Here is a 20,683-nt window from a genome sequence, read left to right as displayed (position 1 = left end):
GAGGTTCCCGAGCCCGATCCTGAAGGCTATCTGCTGACAGGCAACCCATCGGCAGTACCGGCCATTAACAGCATTCTTGAAATATTGCCGGATGAAGCACAGATTGTCGTTGTTGTTGTTAAGGCAGTTTCCTCAGGTGACGAGAAAATTCCGATCAGGTTTTTGGCCGAAGGTCTCATTCAAAGCGAGATGACAATGAGCATTGTATTTGAGAATACCTGCCCGGTTCTGCGTGACTATTTCGACGCCCTTTATTTTTGCGACGTCAAAAAACTGGAGCGAGTTTTCCATCCCGCGGTCATCGATGCTACAAGAGATGAAGCGTCTTGCCTTCATCGCATAATGACAGAATATGTTCCGATTGTCGCCATGCGACAATCCCGTGCTTCTCGAAACGAGGCTGGGTACGACTGTATCGATTCCATCGATCAGTTTGCTGTATCGGTGCTGTCTCGAAGGTTGATCCGGTGCACTTCAGGCTGGCTGCGAGGAAGTCCGTTGATCGGCCAAGGGAGCAGCACCTTTGCAAGTCAGTCCGGTGGCTTGGATATCACCGCCAATGGTGTAAAAATCTTGCCCTGAGGTCAAAGAAGACCGGCATGATGGACAGCATCAACAATATGGCCGCAAGAACCAGGGTAAAGGTGAAGCCAACCTGCTTGAAGCCAATCGCCCCGATGACGCCGCCGGCAAAGAATAACGCAATGAGTGACCCCAGCAACTTCAGCTTGCGACGATCGGCAATGACAGGCGGGTGCACGACATTTGTGTTTTTGCCATTGCGGTAAAGCAACTTGCCAATTTCGATGCCTGCGTCGGTCACCAGACCAGTGACGTGGGTAGTGCGGATTCTTGCTCCCGACAACTTTGTAATGATGGCGTTCTGCAATCCCATGATAAAGCAAAGCAACATCACTGTGGCAGGAGCGAATAGCCAATGGTGCTGTTCAAGGTTGCTGCCCAGCAGGCCAAAGAAAACAAGAAGCAGGGCCTCAAACATGAGAGGAAGCGCATATTCGCTCTCAAGGCTGTGTCTCCGGCCCCAATTGACCAGCACAGCAGAGCATGCTGCCCCCGACAAAAAGGAGAAAAGGGCTACGATACCCCCCACAAACAGTTCCATCTCTCCAAGCATCAGATTATCGGCCATGGCGGAAACAATTCCGGACATGTGTGAGGTGTACTGGTGAACTGCAAGAAAGCCTCCGGCATTGGCGGCCCCTGCCACGAATGTCAGATACCGCGCCAGATGTCTGTCGCTCCGATTGCTGCGCTCCTTACCAGCAAGCACGCGCAGATATAGGATCATTGTTCGCTCAGCATGAAAAGCCGTGCCATTGCATGCACAGGCATACAGGCCTTTGGTAAATTTGCCGTTGGTATCATGTTCTGCCGATATACTCGGTCATACCAGTTCCTGTCGTATGAATCCTCCAGCGTGATAAATGTGCTGAGCTCGTCATCGTCGGCAGTAACGCGCAACAGGAATTGTTTAAATCCTTCTTTGGCGAACCGCTGTTCTGGCGCCGGTGACAGAACTCTTCGAACCCAAGATGACGTCATGCCCGTAGAAGATTCTCCAAAGTCAGCCGGGCCTGGACGATGCCGGTTGCCGCAACCGCACGCCACGCCCGCCGCTATCGCTGCGGGCTTGTTCGCCAATCAGTTCAACGCCGGCATGGTCAAGTGCGTTGATCACCTTCATCAGGCTGTCGACGATGCCGCGGACATCCCCGGTGCTGGCTTCCATTCGTTGAATGGTCGGAACCGAAACTCCGGCCATGTCTGCCAAGGTTTTCTGATCGATCCCAAGAAGGGCACGGGCGGCGCGCAACTGATTGGCTGTGATCACGTTTGAATCCACGTTTGCATATGATTAGTCATGGTGTAAACTGTATCAATGATGTATAAAGCATCAACATGCAACGATAAAAAATAGGTATGCCTCTTGGCAATCCCAATGTCCGTTGTTAATATATATCCCATGAACGAGCGATACAAACTCCAGCAAGAAACTCCCGAAACCTGGATGGTTATTGACACAAGAACAGACCGGGCTGCCGAAATGGGTAGCCGTACTGTTGTTGGCATGAACCGCCAGGATGCCGAAGAACTCGCTGAACTTCTTAACAGGCTTGAAGGCCAGCGATTGGCAGGAAGGTCCGGGCAAGAAGCATAAACATCACTTGCTTCCAACTCTGTATATAAGCCGCAGGGATAATGATGAAGCCACAGAATAGACCGTTTATTACTGAAATAAAAAACGCCGCCGCAACCGGAAGAACAATCCAGGTCCGGTATGAGCAAATTCGCCTCCGAAAGCTTCCCGGCCGGTCGACAACGGAGGAAGGTCTCCGACAGTTAAAGAAATCGCCAACTGCTTCTGTTTGGCGGCTTGGCGTCCAGCCATCAGTCCATTTAGCCCCGCATCATTTGTGATATCACATTACCAAGGTTGATTGATGAATCAGGACCGAGCCCTTTATCCGCCCGTTGATCCGCTCAGAGCAGGGATCAGGGCATACTGCCCTCGCTGCGGACAGGGGAAACTATTTAATGGCTATCTGGCACCCGCACGGCGTTGCACGAATTGTGGTCTCGACTATTCCTTTATCGACACGGGGGAAGGTCCGGCTGTTCTGGTCATGCTGCTGATCGGTTTCATCGTGGTGGGTCTTGCCCTTTGGATGGAGGTCAACCTTGATCCCCCACTATGGCTTCATTTCGTTCTTTGGATACCGTTGGCACTGGTGTTGTGTCTGACAGCATTGCGCTGGATGAAGGGGATTCTTATTGCTCTCCAGTATCGACACAAGGCGGTCGAGGGGCAAATCGACAAGGTATCCGAATGAAGTCTGGAAGGCGGCACTGCAGGTTTGATTTTCCGGGACGGCCCGTGCCTCACGGGAGCATGCAGCTGGAAAGCGGAGGTGACTGGGTGAGATGAGCGACAGCGGTTCCCTCGACATCGAGGTGTCACCAATCAGCGGCAGATTTGCCCGTAGCGGAATAGCGGTCAATGTTCGTATCTACCGCCACAAAAACTCGAATAGTACCGAGTTCTGGAATCTTGAGGTAACGGGCGAAGAAGGGAGCTCCAGCTTTTCGGAGTACGGCTTTACCACGGATCAGGATGCCTTCAAGGCATTCTATCATATGATTGAAGAGAATGGGATTGCTGCAATCCTTGACTGGAAGACACCTGTTGGCAAGTCAAGGGCAGGTTCGTCGTGAGCAAGCGCAAGAGAAGTCCAACGCCTCCGCCCATAGGAGAAAAACCGGACATCAAACCAAATGCATGGGATGCAAGGCTGTATCAAACGTCTGATCTGGCTATGCGCACTATTGAGAACGAGCAAGCCGACATCCGCGAAAAAACCAGACGGCTTCGGGAGGCGCGGCTTAAGGCCGAACGAACAGAAGCTGATAATCTGTCGGCTGCACCAACACCCGATAAAATCGCTCCGGTTCTCCCTCGTATGAAACCCAATGCGAAATGAAGGAAAGTAAAATTGCCCGATATGACGGGACAGCGTTCGCAGACACACCGGCATCGCGGAATGAAAGCCTGGTGAGCAGTCTGAAGCGCATTTTCTTCAATCGCAGTTACAGAAAATCATCGGACGAATAATGACTCTCCTCAACCTGAGTGATGAAGAACGCTCGAGCAAGCACCTTAGAGCTGTCCTGTCAGTCGATGATCAGGGCAGGGAAATACTCTACGGCCTCAGCAGGGCTCAATCCGAATGGATGATTGACTATCAGCGGCTTTATCCTGTTCCATTGCGCAAGCAGCACCCCTCAACCGAGGAAAGACAGATCTATGTCAGGCTCTATGAAAAACACAATCTGGCGCGATTATATAGATAGTCCGCTTTGTCAAAGAATTGATGGCATAGGGAGAGCTGCAACACTTCCGGCAATCAAAATATCCTCATTCCATACGGTTAGGATCGACAATGAGCACATAGGGGCCGCCAGTTCGTCGCTGGAAGTCTATGGCCAAAGGACCAGTCTTCAAAGACTGTCGCAGAAAGAAGAGAACTAAGGGTGGAAACCATTTCGACAGCATTACTCCTCCTGCTGGCAGTTGTCGTCAGTGGCTCCCTGGGGCGGATCATTCCGTTTGCGCTTCCTCTGCCCTTGGTCCAGATCGCTCTAGGCGCTGCAATTGCCTCTGTAGCGACACTCCGCGTCGAACTCAGTCCAGAGATTTTTTTCCTTTTGTTTTTGCCACCCCTGCTTTTTCTCGACGGATGGCGTATCCCCAAAGAAGGCCTGCTACGGGACAAGGGAACCATCCTGGAACTTGCTCTGGGTCTTGTGGTCTTTACTGTCATTGGTGTCGGGTTTCTTATCCACTGGATGATTCCGGCAATGCCACTTGCTGTTGCCTTCGCTCTTGCCGCGATCGTTTCGCCGACTGACCCGATAGCGGTGTCTGCCATTGCTGCCCGCGTGCCAATTCCCAAACGTCTCATGCATATCCTCGAGGGAGAATCCCTGCTGAATGATGCATCGGGGCTCGTTTGCATGCGATTTGCCGTCGCGGCTGCACTCACCGGAACATTCTCCCTTACCGACGCGGTCGGAACATTCGTATGGGTTGCTGTGGGCGGCATCGCCATTGGCGTAAGCGTTACGTGGAGCGTAACGACTGTCAAGAACTGGCTCTCCCGACAATTCGGGGAGGAGACCGGGTCACAGATTCTGATCAGCCTTCTCATCCCTTTTGCAGCCTATCTTCTGGCCGAGCATTTGCATTGTTCCGGCATTCTGGCAGCTGTCGCCGCAGGTATGATGATGAGTTATGCAGAACAGACCGGCCAGGCGCTCGCAGTCACTCGCGTACGGCGCAGCGCTGTCTGGGACACGGTACAATTTGCCGCCAATGGCATTATATTTGTGCTGCTGGGAGAGCAACTGCCGCAGATCGTTGCCGGTGCTGCATTGGTTGTGCGCGAGACCGGACATCATGACCCGGTCTGGTTGGTGTTTTATGTGATTGCTATCAATCTTTCATTGGCACTATTGCGGCTCGTCTGGGTATGGACGTCACTTCGGTTCACGCTGTTCCGTCAGGCACGCCAAGGTGAAACCGCCGTTGTTCCAGGCTGGCGTTTGATCGTTGCAACATCGCTTGCAGGTGTCCGTGGCACGATCACACTGGCGGGTATCCTGACCCTGCCACTTGTCATGAATGACGGCTCGCCGTTTCCGGCAAGAGATCTTGCCATTTTCCTGGCAGCAGGTGTCATTATTGTCTCGTTGGTAGCGGCCAGTATCGGTCTGCCTTTTCTCCTCCATAATCTAGAGCTTCCTCCCGAACCCTCTCACCAGGAAGAGGAGGACCGTGTAAGGATCGCTGCCTCGCAAGCCGCCATCAAGGCAGTGGAGCGAGCGCAGCACGATATGGGGAAGGGTAAGAGTGATACAGACCTTTATGCCGATGCCGGTGCCCGTATTATGGAATTGTATCGGCGGCGCATTGATGGTCGCTCCAAGACAGGAGAGGAAGGAAAGCTGGTCCGCAAGATAGAGGAGATCGAACGTCTGCTTCGACTTGCAGGCCTGCGCGCCGAGCGAGAGGAGGTTTACCGCAATGCTCGCTCCCATCAACTGACAGATGAACTGACACAGAAACTCGTCCGCGAGGTTGATCTGATGGAAGCGCGCTTTGCCGCGAACACATAGCCTTCGCAATTCGTGCTTCACCGGTACCGGAAAACAAGTTCCCAGATCCTCGTTTATCTTGTGCCGGCTTAACTTGGATTGGGCACAGGATGAGACCGGTCAAGGTGCGATTGACACTGCGATTTCGCGCCATATGTTCATAGCGGTGTTTCTTAACTTTCGGTATTCGGCAGTCGTCATCCTCTTGCCTTGAAAATGAATAAGGTTGTTTATCGGGCCATGATGGAGACGAAGAACCTCGTCTTCTTCATCGAACTCTCCTCAGCCCTGACTGGGCGCGGTTCAATTACTTGAAAATTCCAGTTGAGTAGAATGGATCAGTTTGGCGGGAGCAGGTCAGGCAAGGTCAGCCTAGTCTCTGCCCCGGTAGATAAACCAAACGAGGCTTATCACGCCCAGTACAGCAACGGCATAAATCAAGATTTCATCGGTCAAACACTATCTCCAGTCCGGGCTAGCGGGACAGTTTATCATATAAGAATGGACTTGGGTGATACACAAGCGTCTTTCGGCCACTGGAAGTTGGCATCGACATGCTGTTAAACGAAGCAATCAAAAAGACTCAGCTTATGAGCCGACACAATCGCCAGTCTCAACCTGGAACCTGTGGCGTCCACGCGGTTTCCGATAGTCAAGCGCCAATATTCCTAGGCTTTAAATGTTGAAGGATATTTCATGACAATAATTCTGGATACCGTTTTCGATTTAACTGACGATATATTGCACTCTATAACATTATGTGATTGATGGGAGATCACACAATCAATTTTGCCGATTAAGCGATTTAGGAGCATTGTTGAGGATTGCTACCTCCAATTGAACTACCAATCGATGCAGTAATAGCCTGGGTGGATGGATCTGACCCAAAGCATTTCGCAAAGATGCAAGAGCACTTGGACGGACATATGCTCGGGAAGTCGACCCGATATGCTAACAATGGCGAAATCTATTACTGCATTGCCTCAATTATAAAGTTTGCTCCGTTCATCCGGCGAATCTGGATAGTCTCGGACGGACAAACGCCAAAATTCATTGACGCGTTCGCGAATGCGGGCCTCTGCGACCGGGATTTCATCCGAGTTGTTGATCACAAAATGCTGTTCGCGGGATACGAGGACATGCTGCCAACGTTCAACGCCAGAACGATCGAAGCTATGCTGTGGCGCATCCCAGACCTGAGTGAGCACTACATTTATTTCAACGACGACTTTTTCGTTAATAAACCTCTGACTCCCGATTTCTTTTTCCAGAACGGTCTGCCTGTGATCTTTGGAAAGTGGGTTCCACCGCAGCGTCTACGCCTTAAAACATTCCTTCGCAGGGCGTTTAAATCTAACGCTGCTACCTTTCCAAACCAGCGCCCCACATATAGGCGAGCGCACGAACTTGGTGCCCGGATTGCTGGCTTCGAGGGTAGGTTCCTTCTGGTGGATCACCTTCCTCATCCCTTGCGTAAATCACTACAACAGGCTTTTTACCAAAGAGAATCAGAGATTCTGCGTAGCCAGATAAAATTCCGTTCGCGAAGTATTGAGCAATATTCCCCCGTTGCCCTGGTCAATCATCTGGAAATTTTAGCCGGAAGCGCACACATCAGAAACCCGGCCAAACTGGCTTATGTGACACCCCACGCCCTCTCTTTATCTACCGCTTTGCCCATCAGGTTCGGAGTCCTCGCCGGCCATTTGGCTGTATCCAGAGTCTGGATGGATTCTCGAACTCTGCCCTGCGTCTCGTACGAAAGGTTATGAAGCGCAAGCTTGGACACTTTTTACCCGAAACCATCATTTTTGACGATTAGCGTGGTAACGCATCATTCAGACAGTCTCGCCGCTCTATCCAGATGGGGCGGCGTTTTTACTTTAAACGCCCTTCCATCAATGCCAAGCTTACCGATATCTAAAAATAAACTAATATTTCACCTGTCGAATGAGTGCGGATCGAACGTTTATCTAAAGCTATTTGCGGGACAGGACACTAGGACCGAGCTGACTAACGCCCATTTGTTAAGCGGCGGCGGCCGGAAGCCTCGCCATTGTCAATTCAAATAACCTACATTAAGGTAATCTTGATTAAGGTAATTGGGATTAAGGTAATTAACTTTACCTTAAAGGAGGTGCTGTGGAGTATCTAGGCCGTCAACGCGAACTCACGCTATTCAGAAATGAATTAGACACGGCAAGGCCGTCTCTTATCATTCTGTTTGGCCGACGTCGTATTGGCAAGTCACGGTTCCTGCGCGAACTTGCTAAAGGCCGCACCGAGATTTATTTTCAGGCCACGAGGGTGTCATCACTATTAAATCTTGAGCAGTTCAAAGCTGAGGTTGCAAAAATAGTCGGCTCCAGGCCGCAACTGAATGCTCTGTCCAATTGGGAAGGAGTATTCCACTATGTTGCGGAGCACACGGCTGAACATCCTGGTCTGATCGTTACTATCGATGAATTTCCCTACCTACTTGATGACGAACCCGCACTAGCCTCTATTCTGCAAAAATTCTGGGACTCTGATGCGCTTGGCCAAGGAGCCATGAAGTTGATCCTTTGCGGTTCTGCCATTTCCCAGATGGAAGAATTATTGGCTGAGAGGAATCCCCTCTATGGCCGCAAGACCTTATCGCTGGACATGAAGCAACTGACCTTGACCGACGTCGCCAAGTTCTTCCCGGAATACGCTGCCGAAGAAATCATCAAGGCTTATGCGATTTTCGGCGGCATTCCCTATTATCTTCAGCTCTGCAATTCGCAGGTCTCCCTGAGGCAGAACGTCGTCAATCTATTGCTGACCGAGACGGGTACGCTGATTGACGAACCCAACACGTTGCTTCAGACCGAGTTACGGGAACCAACATTTTATTCCAGCATCCTGGCTGCTGTTTCCGATGGCTGTAACAGCAAATCGGAAATCGCAAATCGATTAGGGGTTAAAGCAGACAACATCGGTCCATATATGGCAAAATTGCTGGCCCTTGATCTCATAAGCAATCCTAAATCGTTAGATGCCGATGAAAAAGGCCGAAATCGCCGCTATCGGGTCGCGGACAGCCTGATTTCGTTTTGGCATCGCTTCGTTCGTCCGAACTTGACGGCGATCAGCAGTGGTTTTGGCGAAGATGTTTATGATCACGTCATAGAGCCTCAGTTTTCAGAGTACATGGGTATCAAATTCGAAGGAATTGCGCTTGAATATGCCAAACTCCACATTCAAGCGATACTCGGAGTGCCGGCCCAAGAAGTAGGACAAATCTGGGGTCACGCCGATTTCGATATTGATGTCGCTGGAAGACTGCTGAACGGCGCATTCTTCTTCGGGGAGTGTAAGTGGAAAAGGAGCGCTATCGACCTTGGCCACGTGCGGTTGTTACGCGAGCGATCAGAAAAAACAACCTACGGCAAAGGTGAAATTGACAAGCATTTTATATTCTTCAGCAGAATTGGTTTCTCAAGCGAAGTTTTGGATTTGGCAAAAGAAGAAAGGCAGCTTCATCTACTTACTCCTGAAAATTTGGTGAAGCCACGCGGATAGCCCCACTTGCTCGTGTCCGGAAACGGCGACTTCATCATCTTGTGGCACTTGTTCCGTAAGGCCGCAATAACGAGGTAACAGGCATGGTGTGTATTCCTCGTAAAGCGAACTCTTTGGGGCTATTTAGATTGAACTCCCGGGAAACGCCCGTTATGTCCTGTTTTATTCTGTTAGCTGCTGCGAGCAGGCGCTTTGCGAATGATGCCGCCTTTCGAGATTAGCTGCGAGGGATGGCATGAGTTACGAGACATCTTCGAGCGCGAATGAAATAATTTTTGGTCCTTTTGTTCTGGCTGCAGGCAAACGGCTTTTGTCGAAAGATGGAGCTGCGGTTCAGCTTGGTGCCCGCGCGCTCGATATTCTGATCGCTTTAACGTCCTGCCCTAATCAAATCATAAGCAAGAGAGACCTGCTGGCCCATGCATGGCCCGATGCTACTGTGGAGGAAGGCAGCCTACGGTTTCATATGGCCAACCTGCGTAAGGCATTGGGTGACGGTAGGGAAGGGGCGCGTTATATCGCAACCCTGCCAGGACGCGGCTACTGTTTCGTGGGACCAATTTCAACTGCTAACGGGCCAAGCGCACAGCACGGCAAAAATCCCGCTGAGATTACCCATGCCAACCTGCCATCTCGACTGATCCGAATGGTGGGACGGGACAATGAGACACGTAGTCTTTCAACCAAACTGATTGCAAAGCGTTTTGTGACAATAGCTGGCGCCGGAGGCATCGGCAAAACAACCATTGCGATAGCCTTGGGCCATGATCTGTATGAATCTTTTGCTGGTGCTGTCTACTTCATTGATCTTGGCGCACTCACTGACCCGGGTCTGGTGGCAACGACGATAGCTTCCATTTTGGGGTTATCAGTGCAGTCCGATGACGCCACATCCGGATTAATTGCCTATCTTGCCGACAAGCGGATTCTGCTTATCCTCGATACCTGCGAACACGTTATAGAAGCATCAGCGGAATTAGCCTCGCGCATTTATGCAGATGCGCCAGACGCCCACATTCTGGCAACCAGTCGCGAAGCTCTGAGAGTGGAGGGGGAACATGTTCACATATTGAAGTCACTTGCTTGTCCGCCGGACGATCGGCAGCAACTCCCCGCAGCGATTTCGAGGACATTCCCTGCAACCCAGTTGTTTGTGGAGAGGGCCAGTTCCAGCGGTGCACAGTTCAACCTTCGTGACACCGAGGCAGCAATTATAGCAGCTATCTGTCGAAAGCTCGATGGAGTACCCCTTGCAATCGAATTGGCGGCCGCGAGGGTAGTGGGTCTCGGCCTTGAAAGAACTGCAGCGCTTCTCGATAATCGCCTGGCATTATCATGGCCAGGGCAGCGGTCCGCACCTAAGCGCCATCAAACCTTGCAAGCTACTCTGGACTGGAGCTACCAGCTCCTTTCCCCCCTGGAACGCAAGACACTTAACCGCCTTGCGGTGTTCGTCGGAGATTTTACGATAGAGGCCGCCATGGCCATCGTGACAAGTCCGGCAATCGATGAAAACCTTGTATTCAGCCTTATCGATAGCCTTGTGGCCAAATTCATGGTCGCGACTGCACCATCCGGTGCAACAATGCGGTACCGGCTCCTTGACACAACAAGAGCCTATGCCCTCAGCGCAAACAACGACGAGGACGAAAAGCGCGAGTTGGTGATGCGTCACGCCACCTATTATCTAGGCTGGTTGGAGGAAACCGGGACCGAGTGGCCGACTTTACGTACTGCAGCTCAACGAACACTGTATCTGGCAGGGCTTTCCAATGTACGAGCGGCCCTCGAGAGCTGTTTTGGTACAAGTAGCACTGCTGAAGTCGGAATCCGGCTTACCGTCGCGGCGGCCCCGGTCTTCCTGTCGATGTCCCTGCTGACTGAATGTCATCGCTGGACAGAGCGAGCTCTTCTTTGCCTGGAGTTTGTTGGCAGCGAACGGGACAGGATGCACCTGCATGCGGCCTCCGGTGTCTCCTTGATGTTCACTCGGGGAGGGCAGGACGCAGCGCGTGTAGCTCTGAACCGCAGCTTCGCGATCGCCGAGCAGTTCGGCACGCCACTTGATCAACTGCAAGTGCTGGGGCCGCTCCAGATGTTTCACTTGCGCACCGGAGCATTCAAAACCGCTCTTGGCTATGCCAAACATTGCTCGAACTTAGCCGGGACGCTTGATGATCAGGTCTCCATTTCACTTGCTCATTCCCTGATGGGCATTTCCCTTCACCTCGGTGGACATCTTGATGACGCACGCATCGAGCTTGAGGCTGCATTGCAGCCTAGATCGCGCGATTCACACTCTACCATCATTTATCTTGGTTTCGACGGTCGAATTCTGGCAGGCGCTATCCTCGCAAGGAACCTGTGGCTACAGGGCTTTGGCGATCAGGCGCTGGAACGGCTCCGATTGACCATCGCTGAAGCCGCCGATAAAGACCATCCGCTAACGCTTTCTATAGCCCTGATATGGGCCGCATCCTTGTTGTTGTGGACGGGCGACCTCAAGGGTGCCGATCACTACATAGATTGGCTACTCTCCCGCGCGGAATCCCACGCACTCGGACCATATCTCGCAGTTGCGCGCGGTTTCCAAGGCGAATTGGCAATTCGACTTGGCCACGCGGAAATCGGTGTTGAGAGCCTGCAGGAAGCGTTGGAGAAACTGCATGCGGCGCCTTATGAACTTCTCACCACCCCCCTTAACATCGCACTCGTTCAGGGGTTTGCTGCCGCGAACCGATTTACTGAAGCCTTTTCGCTAGTTGACGCAACCCTCAGACTGGTCGAGTCACGCGGCGATCTTTGCTACATGCCTGAATTGTTGCGCATGAAAGGCAATCTTCATCTCACCGCCCCGCAGGTAAGAGTGGACAAAGCGAAGCTCTGCTTGCAGTCATCGCTCAAGCTCAGTCAACGTCAGGGTGCATACGCATGGGAACTGCGTGCGGGAACCGACCTGGCTCGTCTGTATCTTGGACGCGGGGACACCGGCGACGCACTGATGTTATTGCAGCCATTATGCGAGCGAGTTGTCGAAGGTCTCACGACTACTGATGTCAGAGCAGCGACTGGCTTGTTGGCAACGTTGCAAAAAAACAATCAAAGTTGATGTGTCTGCAAGTTGGGGAAAAAATTTGCGATGATGCCGAAGCACCGCCACTTTGCCTTATTTCCTGACCTTGTATGAGACCTGAATGCCAGCAGTACCTCCGGTTTCGATGAACAAGTCGGTGAACACGGGAATTGTCGCGCAGCGAAACAAGTCACGCTGCAGCTTGCAGCAAAGTTGAGCCATGCTGATCATCTTTCCGCCTACCTGCGTGAGGATCTCGGGGCGGTTGGTAAGTCACGGCGGCAAATGCTCGTTCTCGCCCGGAGTCATCGTTGTGATGGTGAGGGTTACGTGATTGCTGCAAAGTTTGCCGAGAAGCTAGATGCAGTCAGTCAAGAAGAGAATTTAACATCGGTCGCAAACCTGCAATGTTGTAATCAACTGTCAAACGCTACTCGCCATGGTCGTATGACCCTTCCACAGAGCCTAGCTTCCAGTAATTGAGGATATATGCCCGCGATGCAGGTAGACCGTACTCCTTGCGCACATAATTGCGCACTTTCCGAGCAATGGACGCTTCAGCACCTAGCCAAACATAGCTTTCGGTAATGAGTCCTCTTCCAACGTTGTGTACTGCGCCAGGCAGCTTGCTTTTTTCGCTTGGGCTTGTGAGATTGGAATAGAACCATTGAAGTTTCATCCCGACTGGCAGGCGTAATGGCTGTTGTTCCGAAAGGTCTGGCACTTCGATAAAGACGTCACCAACCGCTTTATCCGGTATGTTGTCGAGAATATACCCTATCGCTGGTAACGCGGTGTGATCTCCGGCGATGATGTAACGGCCCGGTTCATTTTCCAACACACGAGCATGTGGTCGCCAAAGCCCGATTTCATCTCCTGGAGAAGCGTTTCGAGCCCATCTTGATGCGACACCTTCATCTCCGTGCAGTACAAAATCAATGTCCATACTGTTGGTTGTATAGTTGAACTGACGGACGCTATAGGTTCGCACAGCCGGACGGCGCTCGGGAGGCGGATAGATTGCATGGCCATTTTCGCCAGCGATCGGCCATTCTTGTTCCAACATGTCTTCACGCGGAATTAGTGCATGAACGTGTGGGCCCATTGCGCGGGGAGGGCAATCAAAGGCTGATAGATCATCGACCTCAACGGTAACCCGCCTCATCAGTGGCGTGATATTGCGGGCAGCGACAACCCTGCCGATGCGAAAGGATTCAGGTCTGCGAAGTAATGCCGGGCTCATGGAAGCTATGCCTTCTGCCGGAGTTGAAGAAACAGAAAGAGGGGGCCTGCCAGAAAAGTCGAGAAAAGACCCGCCGGGATTTGGTAAGGAAAGATCGCTATACGACCAAGCCAGTCGGCGGCGATCATTAGGGCAATGCCCAAAAGAATGCTTGACGTCAGGTGCTGGCCGGCCCGGCTAAATCCTCCCAGCCTTGAAAGGTGAGGAGCAAGCAATCCCACAAATGTTAGTGGCCCGACGGCGAGTGTTGCGAGGCCGGTAAGACTTGCGCTCAATAGCAGAAGAAGCAGTCGTGCCTTATCGGGCGGCAACCCGAGTGAGCGGGCGACGCTTTCTCCGAGAGGCAATATCTCCAGGCCTCGCATTGCATAAGGAATGGGCAGGAGCAACGCTACTCCGCAGATCGCAGTTGCCACTGCACCTGTCTCGGTTGCCCGATATGTCGAACCGGCCATCCAGCCAAGCAGGATAGTCATTCTGGGATCTCCACTCGACATCAATACAGCAGCTAGTGCGCTGAACGTTGTGCCCACAGCAATGCCGACCAAGAGAAGGCGGTGGGGTCCCAAACCACCTTGCCGCCCTGCGATGACGATTGAGAGGAACGTGAGTGATGCACCGGCAACGGTCGCAAGGAATTGCCACTGGGGGGCAGGGGCAGTCACAATGAAAAGCAATACTATGAGACCGAGTGCAGCGCCCGAAGAAATGCCTAGAATTTCCGGACTGGCCAAAGGGTTGCCGGTCATCCGCTGCATGATAACCCCTGCAGCTGCCAGCATTGCACCTGCGGTACCTGCAGTAACGATACGCGGCCAGCGCCATTGTAGCATGCTGCTGAAATCATCGCCGGAGAGCCAATCCCATCCTGTTGATGTCGGCCCGAAAGCAAGAGCCAACCAGATCAGGCCAAAGATAAAAATGCCTCCCAGCAAGAAGTATCTGTAAGGGTAACGGTTTCGCATGAGTATCGTGGAGGCGTCATTTGAAGAAACCGTGGTCGCCTTGAGGCGCGGTAACAGCCAAAGCAGCAAGGGACCACCCAACAGAGCTGTTGCCGCGCCCGTGGGAATTTCCCGGGCAAAAGGTGCAAGCTGCACTAACTGATCGGTCGAGCAAAGAAGTGCCGCTCCTATCAGGGGAGCTGCAAGATACTGCGCTTGCACACTGCGTGCGCCGCCCGCGCGGGCAATTGCAGGAGCGGCCAGACCGATGAAGGCAATCATACCGACCTTACTGACAATACTTGCTGAAAGCGCAACCGCCAGCCCTATCGTCCCCACTCGGATGGCTGTTAAATTACCTCCAAGGCCTCTTACATTTTCGTCACCGACCGACAGCAATGAGAGCTGTCTTAACAGCAGCAGTGAAACAAACGCTGCAAGTGCCATACGGATGGACAGTGTGACAGCTGCGTCCCAGCCGTTCTGCACCAGTGATCCCGAACTCCATAGAAAGACGCCAGTAAGATAATTCTGATTGAACAGGACGAGTACGCCGGAAGCTGCTCCGCAATAAAGACTAATGAATATACCGACTACAATCACGCGGGCAGGAGAGAGATTGGCACTCCAGCCTATCGCCAGAATGAGAAGAATAGCGATTGTCGCACCGAGCGAGGCAACGCCTTCAGCGCTCAACGAACCGGCAAGTTCGGGTCGAAAGAGCGTCATCGTGACCAAAGCCAGCTGAGCGCCGGCAGATATGCCCAGTGTTGCGGGTTCTGCCAGCGGATTACGCAGAACGCTTTGAAAGAGGACGCCTGCCAGCGCCAATCCAGCGCCTGCTATGAGGCTGATGATTACACGTGGTAGAAAACTCTCGAAAAAAATGATCGACGCAACGCTGTCCGACCTCTCGGGATTCATCAGCGTGCTCCATTGGTCCGGAGGCAACAATCTTGTTAACGACAGGCAGCAGAGCGCGGCTGCGAGAATAAGAAGAATTCCCGAAATCACCTGGTTGATCGATAAGCTTTGACCTATTGTCCCGACGTTAGGCTCAGCTTTCATCAAGTAAACCCGTGCTGACAACGGCAGAGATTGCCTGCGCAAAGCGCTGGGCGGTTGGTAGAGCGCCGTACATCTCGACATAAGGTATTGGAGCCAGCCGTCCGGCCCGGACAAACGGAATACGTTGCCAGAGTGCTGTTGATTTGAGTGCATGCAAAGCAGCATTCGTTATCGGACTTTCGATGTACACAAAGCCAGCATCCGGATTGGCGATCAGACTTTCTATCCCGATGTTCGCGATACCCCAGGGGCTTGTGGGTCCATGGTAGGCGTTGCTCAAGCCGAGACGGCGCATGACGCCATCGAAAAGACTGTTCGTGCCATAGACGATCATGTGCCGCCCATCCAGCAACGGTGTAGCGAGATAAAAGGGGCGCATGCGTCGCGGACCAAGTTCTGATCTGAGCGACGACAAAGTTTTGTTGTGAAGACGCAGGAATGCATCCGCTTGCCTGTTTTCACCAATAGACTCGCCAATTCGCAGCAAGGCATCGGCTGCAGAATCATAAACTGGCCTGCCAGCGCCATAGATGGGCACCGACAGAACTGGCGCGATGCGTTCAAGTATCGCATTGTCGGTCCCAACGCCGAAGGAACTTATTATAAGTTGAGGCGCAAGCGAGTGCAGCAGCTCCAGGTTAGGTTCATAGTAGAAACCTACATCCATTGCCTTGCTCAGTTCAGGTACGTCTCCTTCCGCAGCCAAATATCCCGTCAATCCAGCCACGCCGATCGGTTCCACACCAAGTTTGACAAGCATCTCGGTAGAGGGAGCATCAAGAGAGATGATGCGCTTCGGCGATGGTGTTCGCGCAAACGCAGAATTGAGGGACACAAGCGAAAATCCGATTGTCCCAGCCATCGAAAGCACGTGACGCCGAGAATGGCGACCCGTCGCTAAGTCCCTCAGACCGGCTGGCGCTACCATCGATACTTCATTGTTGCGTTGATTGTACGCCCTTGACCGTAATAGCAAAGCAAAGGTCCTTGGCAGTAGCTGACATATTCCTTGTTCAGAAGATTGGTGCCAGTGACACGGAGATCAAGGCCGTCCAATTTTTTGTTCAATTGTCCAAAATCAATGCTCAATGCGGCATCGACGAATACATGACCATCAACTTCGAACTCATTGGCTGCGTCGCCGAAAGATTTGCCCTGGTAACGCAAGCCACCCCCTATACCAAGCCCCGCGAGAGCTCCGCTGTCTGCCTTATGATCAAGCCAGATCGATGCCTGATGTCTTGGAACCATGACGAGATTTTTACCGAGTAGATTCCTTGTGCTTTCATTGACCCGGGTCACCTCCGAGTCCACGTATGCATAAGAGCCAATCAGATTAAGGCTAGCCGTGATCTCTGCCTTTACTTCGAGTTCCAACCCGCGGGCTCGGGCTTCACCAGCCTGCAGTTGGCCGGTGCCACCGGGCGTAGGATTGGGAGCTGCTACGTTCTGCTGGTTGATCTGAAATGCGGATAAAGTAGCGTAGAGAGTTCTGTCCTGAGATTGATATTTTAATCCGGCTTCTATCTGGTCGCCCTTCATTGATTTCAGCGGTCCGCCGGAGGGGCTCACGCCATCGACTGGGTCAAACGAGGTGGAATACGAGATATAGGGCGCGAAACCGTTGTCGAAAAGGTAGGTCAGGCCAACGCGACCTGTCAGCGCGGAGTCATCGGAAGAAAAGGTGGATGACGAGAGTGCCTCGACAGAATCAGATTGCACCCAGTCATTGCGAAGCCCTGCTGTCAGGATCCAGTTCTGCCACTTTATCTGGTCCTGGACGTAAACTCCCAGCTGCCGGCGCTTCATATGATAGTCGATGCGAGGGAAAAGCGCTGGGACCGGTGCACCATAAACCGGATTATAAAGATCAAACCTTCCGCTATAGAGACCGGAAGAAAAGCGATACTTATCGTCAAGTTTCAGGTAATCGATACCGCCAAGAACCGTATGCTGTAGAGATCCTGTGCCGATTTTTCCTTCAATACTCGTATCAACGGTGAAGCTATCGGCTGCCGCTTCGCCTCTTGTTGCCACCCGGTTGATATACCGTTCGGTAGGATCCAGCATGTAGGCTGGGCTCGCAGTCGTATCGACTTCAACGTGGTTAAGCTGAAGATTCTGCCGCAGTGTCCAATCTTCATTGAATTCGTGTTTAAAATTATAGCCTAGGGAGTATTGCTCGCGTTTGTAGCCGTCAAAACCAGGTTCTCCGGCATAACGGTTCACAGGAAACCTGCCGTTGGGATTGGAGCGGAGCGTTCCCGCCGCCGGCAGGCTGGCATAATCGGAGATGGTGTCGTCCTTCTGATAGTGGCTAAAGAACATCAGGGAGGTGGCGTCACTTGGCTTCCACGTGATGGAAGGCGCAATAAACTGTCGCTTATCGTAGCCAAAGTCGACACTGCCATCTGCATCCCGAGCCAAGCCAGTGAGCCGATAGAGAAACTTGCCCTCAGGATCGACGGGTCCGGAAAAATCAAACATTCCCTGCACCCGGTCATGGTTGCCGCCTTGCAAGACAACTTCGCGCAGTGGCGTTTCCGTTGGCGTCTTGCTGCTGAGATTGATCAATCCACCAGGCAGGTTTTGACCATAAAGGACGGATGCCGGTCCTTTCAGAATGTCGATGCGTTCAAGGCCGTAGGGCTCAATCCTCAACATGGCTATGCTGTAGGCACCATAGGGTAGCCGGGAACCGTTCAGATTATAGCGCACATTGAACCCGCGCGTCGACAGAACGTCGTTGCGGCTATCATTGCCACCCCAGGTAGCGACAACACCTGGCGAATAGCGGGTTGCTTCCGTTACATTCTGTGCGCCCTGCGCTTCAATCTGGTCGCGGGTCACGACGTTGACGGTCTGCGGTACCTCGATCAACGGGGTGTCTGTTTTGGTAGCAGTTGCATCATGTGTAGCAATATAGCCCTCGGTCTGGCCAAAGGCGCTATCAACGCGTGAGTTTATGGTAATCGGGTCGAGCAGAATGCTGCCATCCGTGCTCACTGCGCTGGTCTGAGCATCTGCATCAAGAACCGTGACGGTGTTTGCACTGCTGAAGCTGTAACGCAGATTGGAGCCGGAGAGTAATCTGGTCAATCCTTCTTCGGGGCTCATTGTGCCCTTGACAGCGGGGGCCATCTCGCCGTCGGCGACAGCGGTCCGATAGGCAATCTGTAATCCGGATTGTGACGCGAATTCACGAAGCGCGGTCTTCAGTGGCTGTCGGGAAATATTGATTTTTCGAGCAGTTGTCCGGGACCAAGCGGCTGAAACTGCATAATCCTGGAGGATTATGAAAGAACCTAGCGCTATGCTGATGGCTAACGTTAATGACAACCGGCGATGCCCGGATCGCGTAACCGACCTGTTTAAAGTTCTACACTTCATCAAAATCCCATGCCCTTTTTCAGGAACGCAAGTTCCTTATTATGGATGGGCGTGGGTAGCTAATTGCCTGGCCCTTCATACGCTTGACGCGCGAAAACTCCCAATGCCTAAAGAAAAAAAGCCGTTCTCCAAATTTTTTCCGATCAGGAGATTAGAATGACGAGGCCGGGAACGCGACGTACCGAAAGGCCTTGGGTTTTTGCGAGCGCTTGAATTGCAGCGAATGCCTGGCGCGCGGAGAACACGGCGCTGACCGGATCGTTGCTCTCAACAGATGGTCCAAGGACAATTCTTTCCGGAAGGTATCTGCCGATTTCCATGATGGCTGCAGCCAGCGGTCGCGCATCGAATATAATCTGGCCTTTGCGCCAGGCAAAAACCTCTTCGGAATCTATCGAGACGCCGGGACCAGGGATAGTGCCCAGCGCGTAGGTTGTTTGCTGATTTTCTTGCAGAAACACATGGCTTCCAGACGCATCGGCCATATCGTCTGGGGATGCAGGGCCAGTTACCTGGATATTGCCCCGGGATACCGTCACTGAAGCGACATCATCGATTGCTTTAACAGAGAAGTCGGCATCTTTGCCATCACTATTTCCGCCAAGCGCGGCCACCCGAAACAATCCTGCATCATCCGGATTGACGCGAAACTCTGCCTCACCTTTCAAAAGTTCCACAAGACGCAAATTGGGACGGAATTTGACCGCAACCGCACTATCAGTATTGAGAGCAGCAGTTGAACCGTCCGGTAGAGTAAACTCGGCCTGCTCACCAATGCCTGTCGCAAAGCTGGTGTTCCACCATATTCTGAATTGCGGAGCCGCTATTATACCTGCTGTTGCCGTTGCTCCACCGATGATGAAAGCGCGGCGGCCCCAAGATATCTTTTTTGCGGATTGAGCCGATTGGGCCGCCCGCAGCTTTGCCGTATCGTGATCACCAAGCTCCTGCAACTGCTGCCAAAAGAAACGTTCACGATCAAATGCGATGCGATGCTTGTCCGATCTCGCACGCCATTCCCTGAATTTTTCAAGATGACGTTCGTCTACGTCGCCGGATGTGAGACGCACAAGCCAATCGCGAGCTTCCTGGTCAAGCCGCAGATTGATGTCGTCATGGTCGTTGGGCTTGTCCATCTGGCGATACGATCGGAGTTCCGTGAGGCGTTTAAGTCAAACACCTTCATCTTATAGACGTTCGAACACGTTCTTTGCCTAAAGAACTCGGATAATCAATCGGCAATGTCGTCGCGCAGATGAGCCAACCGCTCCAAGGCTCTTCTAATGTGATAATACACCGCTTCGTCAGAGATACCGAGCTTCATCGCAATCTTGCGGTGCGAAATTCCGTCCAAACGATTCATGAGGAATATACTGCGGGTCTTTTCGGGCAGTTCCGCCAGCGTGGAACGGACCGCTTCAAGTTTTTCCTGTCCAAGCACAATCCGCTCAGGCGATGCCAAGTCTTCTGTCTCCCAGAGGAGACCTGTGACCTCGGCATCAATTTTTGATCTCCGTGCTTCCTTGCGGAGATGATCTGCAACGATGTTCATCGCAACGCGCGTAATAAAACCAGCCGGATTCTGCAATTCTTGACCTGAACTTCGCTCAAGTTTCAGCCAAGTATCTTGAACCAGATCCTCCGCAGCTTCTCGGGAACGAGTGCGCGCATGGGCAACACGCTCGAGCCGCGGACGGATTGCTGCAAAAGTAGCAGCGAGATTGGCAAGGTAAACTTTAGTCACAA

General features: G+C 52.5%; 16 protein-coding genes and 1 pseudogene. 9 read left to right on the top strand and 8 right to left on the bottom strand.

Going from position 1 to position 20,683, the window contains the following annotated elements:
* The first annotated feature begins 189 nt into the window (after positions 1-189).
* Entirely contained in the window at positions 190-582 is a 393-nt protein-coding gene (locus ABKW30_RS09295; protein ID WP_348598996.1) for a nuclear transport factor 2 family protein, read from the top strand.
* Here ABKW30_RS09295 and ABKW30_RS09290 read toward each other — a convergent pair.
* Together ABKW30_RS09290 and ABKW30_RS09285 are read right to left on the bottom strand one after the other, a co-directional pair.
* A pseudogene (locus ABKW30_RS09290) lies at positions 572-1,309 on the bottom strand (YoaK family protein); the annotation flags it as partial. The gene ABKW30_RS09295 and the pseudogene ABKW30_RS09290 overlap by 11 nt on opposite strands.
* 276 nt (positions 1,310-1,585) lie before the next feature.
* Positions 1,586-1,852, bottom strand: coding sequence for a helix-turn-helix transcriptional regulator (locus ABKW30_RS09285; RefSeq protein WP_348598572.1), 267 nt, complete (start codon positions 1,850-1,852; stop codon positions 1,586-1,588).
* Positions 1,853-2,029: 177 nt separating this feature from the next.
* Between ABKW30_RS09285 and ABKW30_RS09280 the strand changes: the two genes are divergently transcribed.
* The 8 genes from ABKW30_RS09280 to ABKW30_RS09245 all read left to right on the top strand — a co-directional run bounded on the left by ABKW30_RS09280 (position 2,030) and on the right by ABKW30_RS09245 (position 12,328).
* Positions 2,030-2,179, top strand: coding sequence for a hypothetical protein (locus ABKW30_RS09280; RefSeq protein ID WP_348598570.1), 150 nt, complete (start codon positions 2,030-2,032; stop codon positions 2,177-2,179).
* A gap of 283 nt (positions 2,180-2,462) precedes the next feature.
* On the top strand, positions 2,463-2,852 hold the full coding sequence (locus tag ABKW30_RS09275) for a DUF983 domain-containing protein (RefSeq protein ID WP_348598568.1): 390 nt from the start codon (positions 2,463-2,465) through the stop codon (positions 2,850-2,852).
* A 91-nt stretch (positions 2,853-2,943) separates the two neighbouring features.
* On the top strand, positions 2,944-3,234 hold the full coding sequence (locus ABKW30_RS09270) for a hypothetical protein (RefSeq protein WP_348598567.1): 291 nt from the start codon (positions 2,944-2,946) through the stop codon (positions 3,232-3,234).
* Between the two features lie 396 nt (positions 3,235-3,630).
* Entirely contained in the window at positions 3,631-3,870 is a 240-nt protein-coding gene (locus ABKW30_RS09265) for a hypothetical protein (protein WP_348598565.1), read from the top strand.
* A gap of 180 nt (positions 3,871-4,050) precedes the next feature.
* Complete coding sequence (locus ABKW30_RS09260) at positions 4,051-5,694, top strand: Na+/H+ antiporter (protein WP_348598563.1); 1,644 nt, start codon at positions 4,051-4,053, stop codon at positions 5,692-5,694.
* 905 nt (positions 5,695-6,599) lie between these two features.
* Positions 6,600-7,445 carry a hypothetical protein gene (locus ABKW30_RS09255; RefSeq protein WP_348598560.1) on the top strand — a complete coding sequence of 282 codons (846 nt, stop codon included), beginning with the start codon at positions 6,600-6,602 and terminating at the stop codon, positions 7,443-7,445.
* 370 nt (positions 7,446-7,815) lie between these two features.
* Positions 7,816-9,219 carry an ATP-binding protein gene (locus ABKW30_RS09250; RefSeq protein ID WP_348598559.1) on the top strand — a complete coding sequence of 468 codons (1,404 nt, stop codon included), beginning with the start codon at positions 7,816-7,818 and terminating at the stop codon, positions 9,217-9,219.
* Between the two features lie 235 nt (positions 9,220-9,454).
* Positions 9,455-12,328, top strand: coding sequence for a winged helix-turn-helix domain-containing protein (locus ABKW30_RS09245; RefSeq protein WP_348598557.1), 2,874 nt, complete (start codon positions 9,455-9,457; stop codon positions 12,326-12,328).
* 394 nt (positions 12,329-12,722) lie between these two features.
* On the opposite strand, the gene ABKW30_RS09240 is transcribed toward ABKW30_RS09245, so the two are convergent.
* The 6 genes from ABKW30_RS09240 to ABKW30_RS09215 all read right to left on the bottom strand — a co-directional run bounded on the left by ABKW30_RS09240 (position 12,723) and on the right by ABKW30_RS09215 (position 20,681).
* On the bottom strand, positions 12,723-13,535 hold the full coding sequence (locus ABKW30_RS09240; RefSeq protein ID WP_348598555.1) for a siderophore-interacting protein: 813 nt from the start codon (positions 13,533-13,535) through the stop codon (positions 12,723-12,725).
* 5 nt (positions 13,536-13,540) lie between these two features.
* On the bottom strand, positions 13,541-15,547 hold the full coding sequence (gene fhuB, locus ABKW30_RS09235) for a Fe(3+)-hydroxamate ABC transporter permease FhuB (protein WP_348598554.1): 2,007 nt from the start codon (positions 15,545-15,547) through the stop codon (positions 13,541-13,543).
* Positions 15,537-16,382: an ABC transporter substrate-binding protein gene (locus ABKW30_RS09230; RefSeq protein WP_348598552.1), complete on the bottom strand. Its 846-nt coding sequence runs from the start codon at positions 16,380-16,382 to the stop codon at positions 15,537-15,539. Before ABKW30_RS09230 ends, fhuB begins: the two co-directional genes overlap by 11 nt.
* A gap of 86 nt (positions 16,383-16,468) precedes the next feature.
* The gene (locus ABKW30_RS09225; RefSeq protein WP_348598550.1) at positions 16,469-18,886 is read right to left on the bottom strand and encodes a TonB-dependent siderophore receptor; all 2,418 of its coding nucleotides are present in this window, start codon (positions 18,884-18,886) and stop codon (positions 16,469-16,471) included.
* A gap of 194 nt (positions 18,887-19,080) precedes the next feature.
* Positions 19,081-20,073 carry a FecR domain-containing protein gene (locus tag ABKW30_RS09220; RefSeq protein WP_348598549.1) on the bottom strand — a complete coding sequence of 331 codons (993 nt, stop codon included), beginning with the start codon at positions 20,071-20,073 and terminating at the stop codon, positions 19,081-19,083.
* A 95-nt stretch (positions 20,074-20,168) separates the two neighbouring features.
* Positions 20,169-20,681, bottom strand: coding sequence for an RNA polymerase sigma factor (locus tag ABKW30_RS09215; RefSeq protein ID WP_348598548.1), 513 nt, complete (start codon positions 20,679-20,681; stop codon positions 20,169-20,171).
* Positions 20,682-20,683: the final 2 nt, after the last annotated feature.

Origin of the sequence: Phyllobacterium sp. SB3 (assembly GCF_040009165.1) — a bacterium.
Classification (GTDB): domain Bacteria; phylum Pseudomonadota; class Alphaproteobacteria; order Rhizobiales; family Rhizobiaceae; genus Phyllobacterium.
Note: the sequence above shows the minus strand (reverse complement) of the source record. Positions and strands in the feature narration are given on the sequence as shown.

Excerpts from the sequence above, each read along its gene's own strand:
- ABKW30_RS09240 (WP_348598555.1), bottom strand. The coding sequence starts at position 13,535 with ATGAGCCCGGCATTACTTCGCAGACCTGAATCCTTTCGCATCGGCAGG.
- ABKW30_RS09265 (WP_348598565.1), top strand. The coding sequence starts at position 3,631 with ATGACTCTCCTCAACCTGAGTGATGAAGAACGCTCGAGCAAGCACCTT.
- ABKW30_RS09220 (WP_348598549.1), bottom strand. The coding sequence starts at position 20,073 with ATGGACAAGCCCAACGACCATGACGACATCAATCTGCGGCTTGACCAG.
- ABKW30_RS09255 (WP_348598560.1), top strand. The coding sequence starts at position 6,600 with ATGCTCGGGAAGTCGACCCGATATGCTAACAATGGCGAAATCTATTAC.
- fhuB (WP_348598554.1), bottom strand. The coding sequence starts at position 15,547 with ATGAAAGCTGAGCCTAACGTCGGGACAATAGGTCAAAGCTTATCGATC.
- ABKW30_RS09280 (WP_348598570.1), top strand. The coding sequence starts at position 2,030 with ATGGTTATTGACACAAGAACAGACCGGGCTGCCGAAATGGGTAGCCGT.
- ABKW30_RS09245 (WP_348598557.1), top strand. The coding sequence starts at position 9,455 with ATGAGTTACGAGACATCTTCGAGCGCGAATGAAATAATTTTTGGTCCT.
- ABKW30_RS09275 (WP_348598568.1), top strand. The coding sequence starts at position 2,463 with ATGAATCAGGACCGAGCCCTTTATCCGCCCGTTGATCCGCTCAGAGCA.
- ABKW30_RS09270 (WP_348598567.1), top strand. The coding sequence starts at position 2,944 with ATGAGCGACAGCGGTTCCCTCGACATCGAGGTGTCACCAATCAGCGGC.
- ABKW30_RS09295 (WP_348598996.1), top strand. The coding sequence starts at position 190 with ATGACAATGAGCATTGTATTTGAGAATACCTGCCCGGTTCTGCGTGAC.